The sequence below is a fragment of the Marinifilum sp. JC120 genome (genome assembly GCA_004923195.1).
In the GTDB taxonomy this organism is placed as follows: domain Bacteria; phylum Desulfobacterota; class Desulfovibrionia; order Desulfovibrionales; family Desulfovibrionaceae; genus Maridesulfovibrio.
In genome coordinates, this window is record RDSB01000240.1 from 1 (window position 1) to 387 (window position 387).

Below are 387 nucleotides of genomic sequence, written 5' to 3' on the forward strand. Positions count from 1 at the left end.
CCTTACTGTCGGAGAGAATAAGCATATTACTTGTCTTGCACTTTTTTCTTCCCTGGTAACCAACTGCTTCACCGCCACGTTTGGCAGGTGTATGCGTTCCGTCTAGTTGAACAGATGACATATCTAGTGATGATTTATGTTTTTCTAGTAGTACTTGCCATAGCTTATCCCAACTACCATCTTTACACCATTTACGGTAATGGGCATAAATGCTATTCCAACTGTACTTAACTCTGAAAAATTGCTTTATTGGTATCTCACGCCACTGACAGCCTGTTTTAAGGCGATATATAATTGCTTTGACAACCTGATGGAGTTTAACCTTAGTATTATCCCATGAGTTGCCAAAAGCTAAATATGGGCTTATGTTTTTTTTAATTATTTGAG

Annotated in this window: 1 protein-coding gene; it reads right to left on the reverse strand. The window is 38.0% G+C overall.

Annotated elements, in window-relative coordinates; translation table 11 throughout:
* The coding region (locus D0S45_20955; GenBank protein TIH03134.1) for a transposase at positions 1-382 on the reverse strand (382 nt) is incomplete at its 3' end.
* Positions 383-387: the final 5 nt, after the last annotated feature.